Source organism: Candidatus Methanodesulfokora washburnensis, assembly GCF_003947435.1.
In the GTDB taxonomy this organism is placed as follows: domain Archaea; phylum Korarchaeota; class Korarchaeia; order Korarchaeales; family Korarchaeaceae; genus Methanodesulfokora; species Methanodesulfokora washburnensis.
The window spans coordinates 1-6,801 of record NZ_RCOS01000126.1; the positions used below are offsets into that span (position 1 = coordinate 1).

Annotated in this window: 9 protein-coding genes; 6 read left to right on the forward strand and 3 right to left on the reverse strand. The window is 40.4% G+C overall.

The genetic code is table 11. The annotated features are described in order from the left end of the window. The first annotated feature begins 80 nt into the window (after positions 1-80). Entirely contained in the window at positions 81-323 is a 243-nt protein-coding gene (locus tag D6D85_RS10725) for a hypothetical protein (RefSeq protein ID WP_125672034.1), read from the forward strand. Between the two features lie 157 nt (positions 324-480). On the opposite strand, the gene D6D85_RS10730 is transcribed toward D6D85_RS10725, so the two are convergent. Both D6D85_RS10730 and D6D85_RS10735 read right to left on the reverse strand, forming a co-directional pair. Continuing rightward, complete coding sequence (locus tag D6D85_RS10730) at positions 481-768, reverse strand: hypothetical protein (RefSeq protein ID WP_125670917.1); 288 nt, start codon at positions 766-768, stop codon at positions 481-483. Between the two features lie 175 nt (positions 769-943). Further along, complete coding sequence (locus tag D6D85_RS10735; RefSeq protein WP_125672035.1) at positions 944-1,423, reverse strand: hypothetical protein; 480 nt, start codon at positions 1,421-1,423, stop codon at positions 944-946. A 943-nt stretch (positions 1,424-2,366) separates the two neighbouring features. Here D6D85_RS10735 and D6D85_RS10740 point away from each other — a divergent pair. Both D6D85_RS10740 and D6D85_RS10745 read left to right on the forward strand, forming a co-directional pair. Then, positions 2,367-2,702: a hypothetical protein gene (locus D6D85_RS10740; RefSeq protein WP_125672036.1), complete on the forward strand. Its 336-nt coding sequence runs from the start codon at positions 2,367-2,369 to the stop codon at positions 2,700-2,702. Next, positions 2,702-3,739 (forward strand): hypothetical protein, encoded by a 1,038-nt coding sequence (locus D6D85_RS10745; RefSeq protein WP_125672037.1) that lies wholly within the window; start codon positions 2,702-2,704, stop codon positions 3,737-3,739. The genes D6D85_RS10740 and D6D85_RS10745 overlap by 1 nt, the downstream gene beginning before the upstream one ends. A gap of 26 nt (positions 3,740-3,765) precedes the next feature. On the opposite strand, the gene D6D85_RS10750 is transcribed toward D6D85_RS10745, so the two are convergent. Beyond that, positions 3,766-4,203: an EVE domain-containing protein gene (locus tag D6D85_RS10750; RefSeq protein WP_125672038.1), complete on the reverse strand. Its 438-nt coding sequence runs from the start codon at positions 4,201-4,203 to the stop codon at positions 3,766-3,768. Positions 4,204-4,341: 138 nt separating this feature from the next. Between D6D85_RS10750 and D6D85_RS16710 the strand changes: the two genes are divergently transcribed. From D6D85_RS16710 to D6D85_RS10765, 3 genes are read left to right on the forward strand one after another with little or no spacing between them, the layout of a single operon-like run. Continuing rightward, the gene (locus D6D85_RS16710) at positions 4,342-4,620 is read left to right on the forward strand and encodes an AbrB/MazE/SpoVT family DNA-binding domain-containing protein (RefSeq protein WP_202617278.1); all 279 of its coding nucleotides are present in this window, start codon (positions 4,342-4,344) and stop codon (positions 4,618-4,620) included. Then, positions 4,607-5,509: a DNA-methyltransferase gene (locus tag D6D85_RS10760; RefSeq protein ID WP_125672039.1), complete on the forward strand. Its 903-nt coding sequence runs from the start codon at positions 4,607-4,609 to the stop codon at positions 5,507-5,509. Before D6D85_RS16710 ends, D6D85_RS10760 begins: the two co-directional genes overlap by 14 nt. Further along, positions 5,461-6,567 (forward strand): hypothetical protein, encoded by a 1,107-nt coding sequence (locus D6D85_RS10765; protein WP_237558830.1) that lies wholly within the window; start codon positions 5,461-5,463, stop codon positions 6,565-6,567. Before D6D85_RS10760 ends, D6D85_RS10765 begins: the two co-directional genes overlap by 49 nt. The last annotated feature ends 234 nt before the right edge of the window (positions 6,568-6,801 follow it).

A 6,801-nucleotide genomic window follows, 5' to 3' on the forward strand; every position in this document is an offset into this window, starting at 1 on the left:
GATTTACGGTTACCCTGAGCCCTTAAGGGCTGTGAAATAAGCGCATAAAACATGTAGGGGAAGCAGGTAGGGTAACACCGATGACTCCCCTACATTCTCTAATCATGGCACACTACAGCAGTACTTGGGATCAGGGCGATAAGCTTTCAGAAGACAGCTTCATAAACCATCTTGCGTGCGCATTCACAAAATCAGATATTCTTGAGCTTTTTGAGACCCTCAGGGCACAGATGCCGGTAGCAGAGGATCTGATAAAAGAGGAATATAGAAACATGCGGTTTCTCTGGAGGGCAGGCTTAGAGAGGATACGGATGGAAGTATAGGTTCCGCGAAAAATAGGTTTAACTTACTATCTTTTTTGACACTGTATGTTAAACCTATTTATCCAATAGGTTTAACTTATGGGAAATAAGTTAAATGAGAAGCTGAGGCTCGAAAGTTTCCTAAAAATGGAAAACCTAAGCAATTGCGTAGGTTGTACTATTCTTGGAAACCTGCAAAATATTTGTGATTTAGAAAGTCTGGATGTTTACGGAGAAAGCTCAAAGCTCTTGATCCGAGACAGTAATAGCGACTATAATGCTTTTTTGGATAACCCACGACCCAGTTGTTGTTCTTCATCCTATATAATGTCATGCTTAGGATGTTTGGCTTTATTTTGAGCGCTTCTATGAGCTCCCTTCTCGTTACGAATTCATATTCGTCTCGACCAAAGGCATTCCTTTGCCTCATATATTCCAAAATTACCCACATATAAACGGCCTTCATTCAATCCACCCTGATGAAATCTGAGAGTTCGACAGGCAATATTAATGTTGTCTTTTAAACTCTTGACCTCTGTTGAGACACTCTTTTTTCAATGTATTGAATCATTTTCTTCATGATCCTGTATTAGATATATAGGAAAAGATACATTGTTGAGAGCAAAAACTTTATATATATGTTATAAATGTGATATAGCTGTAGCATCCTTGTTATCATGAATCCGAATCCCCATATCCAAGATGAGCTTAGCGATCTCGCTCTTTTTATAGCCCTTTTCCCTCGCTATCTCCTCTAATTTCTTGTCAATCTCGTGCGGAATCCTAATTGGAAAGTATTTTCCAGATCCCATTCTCATGATCTCAATAAGCCTCCTTTCCGCATCATAAAACGGATCTCTCCTTTTCAGCTCCTCCTCAAGCTCCTTTATCCTCTTTTCAAGCTCCTCTTCCCTCTTTTTTTGCTCCTCTTTTACCTCCTCAAGCTCCGTTTTTAGCTCCTCGATCTCCTTTTCAAGCTCCTCCATCCTCCTTTTTTGCCTCTTCTTCTCGCTCTCTTCGAATATATCACCCAGAATCCCTCCCATATTATCCTCTGCGCCCCTCTCCCTATCAGCGAGCTCCCTCCTCCTTTGTCTTTCCGAATACAGCCAGTGTGCCATAAGAATTGAAACATCCCTTATTAATATTTTTCCTCGCATCCGAAGAGCTTTCATGAAGGGATATCGAACTGGTATCTATTTTAGCATAATATTATATAGACACATAAAGCTAAGCAATTGCTCATGTTCACTCAAAAGATGTCGCATGCGCGAGAAATACATGCGCGCGATGGAGTTCAGGCTCTGATAATTGTTTTTTCGATTGTTATTTCAACTTGTTTTTTCGATTGTTATTTCAACTTTTTTCTCGATATTATTTCAACTTGTTTTCTCAAAAGAGGAGTTAAGTTTATATTCTCAAGCTTACCAGTTTCTTAGGTAATATTCATGGGTCCTTGCTCTATCGGAAGAAGTTTCGCTTTCCATATCTTTAGAAAAGTTTTTAGGGAGCCTAAGTGCTAATTATCAGGGCGGGGGGAGCAGGGACCCATGAAGCTTCTAGCCCCGCCCTTCTTCACACTATTATCAAGCTTTTTAATGACTCTGGTCCTGTGCGCGCGCGAGACCTGAGGAGATTAGAGGATGAAGGTTTAGTGATAGAGGAGAAGCTAAGCGGTTTAATTTTCTTTTATCCTTCCTCTTCGGCCTTTTTATGGCTTAACAACCTTCCAAAATCAGATTTTCAATCTTTAAATGGCTCAAACTTGCGCGCGCAAAAATACATTAGGGCTTGGGAACTCGCATCCGTCTATTCTAAAGCCGTTTTCGCCACGATAACGCTTCCCCCGACTTCTGTCCTTCCTCAAAAGATTCAAAAGTTCATACTCCCAATTATTACACATAGAATAAAAGCACATTTGAGACGTAGATTAGGCTTTTCTCCTCCTCATATAGCCGTTAATGAGCCTCAGAGAAAAAAGAGAAGCCTTCTGTCCTTCCACCGCCACTTAGTGATTACGCGCGCTCGAAGAGGGAATATGTACTACGGGAGAGTGGGGTCTGAATGAGCATGGAGGAAAAGCTGAAGAACGAGCTTAAAGCTCTCAAGAGAAAGGCAGGTATAACAGATGACCTGGAAGTGGTTTGGGCCCCAGATGCTGACAGCAAGCTCTCTGGGGAGGTTAAGGGAAAGACAATCTACATATATGAATCAGAGGAGGAAAAAGCTGTTAATACGCTCATCCATGAGGTCATTGACTTTCTTGTGAGCAGAGCATTGGAGCCCTACGTTTCTCTGGTAAATGCGATGATAAAGCTCCTCAACGACATCGCTTACAAAAGAAAGGAGGAGACCATCGAGACGATTGCAAGGCTCCTCACATCTCAAGAGGGTAGATGATGCCCCAGACCTCAACCAGTCCCCAACCAGACCTCATCTATAGCAGGTTTAAGTCCAGATACAGCAAGCCTGCGTATAGATGCGTCATAGAGGTAATGTCAAATGGAGAGATATGGTCCATAAAGAACGTGTTAAGCGTTCTCAGGAGGAATAAGCCAGAATTGAGATATGATGCTGTGAGGAAAAGGCTAGAGAGACTTTCTGATGATAAAATTGCCATAAGAGTATCAAGAGGTGAATACATCCTCAACTCCCTAGTTCTTGAAGTGTTGGGGTCTGGAGGGAGGGTAGGGGGGCCTGCGGGCGGGAGGCAGGAAAGCGCTCGTTTTCCAGAGGATCTGCTAGTTCCCAGAAAAGAAGAGGAATCAGGCAAAAAGAAGATGGTTAAGTTGCGTATAGGTCTGTCATATGCCTTCTTTCATGTGAAAAAGTGCAGATCTGCCCAGAGATCACTTTCAATACCGCTTGATGAGAACTCATCTCTTGAGGTTAAGGTTCACAAAAACAGGGCTGCTAGCATAGTTCTCCGGTCAACGGACAACCCTCTTGACTGCATTCAATTTGAAAAGCTTCTAACAGCAATTTCCACGCTTAAATCTATCCTGGGCTTTTCGGAGGAGGACATAGTAGTTAAGCAATATGAAATAACATACGATTTCGAAAAAAGGATGATATCAGGGGACTTCAGCTTCCAAGCTTGGACCTCTGATATCATGGTAAGAGTCTATGCGCATAAGCCCGGTGAAACAAGGGCGGAGCTGCGAATGCAGAGGACGAAGGTTCCATATGAGCAGGCCACATCCTTCATACAGACTATATTGGAGGGTGGTGCCTCGATGCTCCATCTTTATCAGGCTGTTTATCTTGATCTAAGGAACCAGAATGCACTAACTCCATTATTTGTACAGCTTTCCAACCTGATTGTGGCTTTGATAAACCGGATTGATAATCTTTCGGCCCAGATGAACAAGCTATCGTATGCGTTGATGAACAAGATAGAGGATCAAAAAAGGAGGAAGCGCGTGCAGCACACATAAGAGTAAGACATCATGCGCGCGCATTCTTAAACGGCCATTATTAGCTTGAAGTCCTCCTCTGGAATTTCCCTCATGGACTTTCCCTGAAGGTGTCCTGCCCACTTTCTCTTGTTCTTTATAAATTTCAAATCCGGTATAAGCCCCTTGAAGTCAACAGGCTTCTCGAATATCTTAACAGGCTTCAGCTTTATCCTCAGAGGGAATGTCTCACTTCCCATCTCTGGGGGAGGTCTGAATATCCTCGACGAATCCCTGAAAACCTCTGATGCCGCTTCATAAAGGGCAACTATCTTCGGTCCCTCAACTTCCTTCCCTGTGCTCCGTTGCCTCATATATATGAGAAGAAGATCCCCTGGTCTTACCTTAGAGATTGCGTTCTTGTTTTTCTCTGGAACTCCCCATATTTTTTTCTCTTTTATAATCTTCCAGTTCTCCTCTGTGGTTATACAAAGCCAGTAGGCCATATATTGAGAAAGACCTAGGTTTTATTTAAAGATTATATGGGTTTTTGTGCAGTGGCTTCTTTTCTATAGTTATGCTGGATGAAAGAAGAAAAAGAAGAAGATTTATAAATGATTTTACCTATATTTCAGGGATTAGCGATGGGAGATATTACTGTGCTTACTAGGGCTACATCAGAAAGCAGGTCCTTAAGGGCAACCGTTCCCATAGGAATTGTTAAACAATTCAATCTCTCAGAAGGAGATAAACTTAACTGGGAGATTAGAGCTGAAGGGGGAGATCTTATAATTGTTGTGAAACCATTAAAAGAAAAAGAAAAGAAGGGTGAAAGGGAACAGGCTGGCATCCATACTTTTGAGAAATCACAAATTCTCAAAGGGCTTATCAATAAAGGGGTGGACAATTATGAAAATAGATGAAGGGTTGGGAAATAAAATCATTTTCGGAGATTGTAGAAAAATGAGAGAGCTTCCAGACGGTTCAGTTCACTTAGTGGTAACATCACCACCTTATTTTAATGCCCCCTTTGATTATCCGGATTTATTCAGAGATTACGATGAATTTCTTGAGCTGATGAGAGATGTAGCGAAGGAACTTTACAGAGTTTTAGCTCAAGGTAGAATAGCTTGTTTTGTCACGCAAGATGTGAGAATAAAGGGTAAGCTTTATCCAGTTCCGGCTGACATTGTTAGAATAATGATGGAAGAGGGTTTCAATTACCGTGATAGGATTATCTGGAGGAAGCCGGAGGGATATATAAGGATAAGCAGAAGGAGTGGTGTGCTAGTTCAACATCCATACCCCATGTATTTTTATCCTGATAACATCTTTGAGGAGATTCTGATCCTACAAAAAGGCGAGTATGAATATCCAAAAACCAGCTCTAATTTAGAGGCCTCCCGAATAAATATACAGGAATTTACTCAGAACAAATGGTACCTATCTGTCTGGGATATCACTAATGTTCTACCTTTAAAAGGAAGGATTGAAGAGGGGATTGCAGCGTTTCCAGAGGAAATTCCCTATAGGCTGATAAAATTGTTTTCCTATGTCGGTGAGACAGTTTTAGACCCTTTTGCGGGATCTGGGACAACTCTGAAAGTGGCCGTAGAATTAGGTAGAAGGGCTATTGGCTATGAAATTGATTTAGAGCTTTTGGATATAGTAAAAAAGAAGCTGGGAGTTGGTCAGAAAAAGCTTCTAGGACCAGATCCATGTTTTGAAATCATTATTCGGGATGATGCAAAGCATCTTAGAACGTGGCTGCAAGAAAGAGTAAGAAAGCAGAGGTCGGTGGCACAAAAATGATGGAAGTGGATATATTCGCTGAAATTAAAGGAATTAGATATAAACCTCTTTTGTGTAGGAGGCTTAACGTTTTCAGTTTTGACAATATGGATATAGCACTACAAAAAGAGGCTTCTTTTATATTAAAAATTGATGAAAAGGAAATTGCTGTAAGCTGGTGGGTTTCCCCGAAGAGAACAAGATCATACCCCTATGCAAGAGTTTACGACACACTGGAGTTTCCAGGCAAAAAAGTGACAATTATACCCATAATGAAAGATGAGGGAAAAGATGGAGATAGGGATTTTCTACAATGGGATACTGTTTCTTTGATGAGCTTATTAGGTGTTTACGTTATAATATCCTATTATGTTGATGCCTCAAAGAATCCAAACTTTAAAAATAAGATAACCAACCAAAAATTTGACGTAGATCATGTGAAAGAGGAGATTAGTAAACTGCTTTACTATCAATCTGATGCTTTACATTGGAATTTACTCCAATTAGACAACGTGGGTGAAATTGGCAAGAGAGCTTTAGAGCACTATAAAAACATTTCAAGAAGACTTGGTGTAGAAATGCACTCTTGGGAATCTGCTGAGAAGAGGATAATGAAAATATTGAAAGATAAAAAAGATTTTATGAAGCTCTCAAGGCAGTTGGCAGAAAAAGCACAAAAAAGAGAAAGAGTTACCATACAGCCTAAGGAGCATCTTACAGGCATTAAAGCAACTCTCACAATCAAAAATTATCTTGGAGGACTTTACTACTTTACATGCGATGAGGCAGAGATTCATGGCGATAACCTATACTTAATAGAAGGAAAGCACACCAAAGGAAAAGAGCTCCCTTCTCTAGAGGACATAAAAGATGGTTTACTAAAAATGATATTATTAACTAATTTAGAAAATGTTCAGATTGAGAAAAGAAATTATAATCCCATCCCCATTTTAAAACTCACTACAGCTAAAGGTTTTGATATTGCCCATTTAAAAAAATATGAGATAATTAATTTATTGAAAGAAGAAGCAAGAGCAAACTCGTTCAAATTACTAATTAATGATAAATTTATCGATTAATTTAGACTTTGTCAAGTGCTGAAAATACGTGTGCATATCAGAATATCTAATTTCAAGTCTTGGAAAGGAGAGACTATGCACGCGCAAACCTTATTCAAAGCAGTTTAAATCGATATCATGCAGTCCTTCTTATCACTATCTTCCCAGATGGAAGTATCGTGTATATGTCCCATCCCTCCCTCAGGTATTTCTCTAAATCCTCCTCCCTCACTATCTTCTTCGGATCTCCAGATC